1 protein-coding gene is annotated in these 323 nt (G+C 51.1%); it reads right to left on the bottom strand.

The window, feature by feature from the left end; all coding sequences use genetic code 11:
• Positions 1 to 323, bottom strand: a 323-nt coding sequence (locus tag OGV77_RS00070; protein WP_286502526.1) for a DUF6453 family protein, incomplete at both ends; no start/stop codon positions are given.

Genomic DNA, 323 nt, shown 5'->3' on the forward strand with positions numbered 1-323 from the left:
CTGCCGCTAACCGTAATGCGCCCGGAATAAGCGCAGGTCATCAGCGCAGCCTGATTGGATATAGCGGTGAAGTCAGTCGAGTTTGAAACCAGTAAACCTTCGTTATATGTCGCCGCAGGTAGCAGCTCCATAACGTAGCCTGACCAGTCAGGGACAATGCTTTTCCCACCGATTGTCTCAGCCCCGATAATCACCCCTGAATCACCGTTTCGGGTAACGCTGCTCATTATGGCCACATCAAATTCAGCAAAGGAATAGATGTAAATGGGATTGGTTGGCACCACGATAGCCTGTGAACCAGGAACAAGCGGTGTATTGACCGG

Origin of the sequence: Citrobacter sp. Ce129 (genome assembly GCF_030334545.1) — a bacterium.
GTDB classification, from domain to species: domain Bacteria; phylum Pseudomonadota; class Gammaproteobacteria; order Enterobacterales; family Enterobacteriaceae; genus Citrobacter; species Citrobacter europaeus.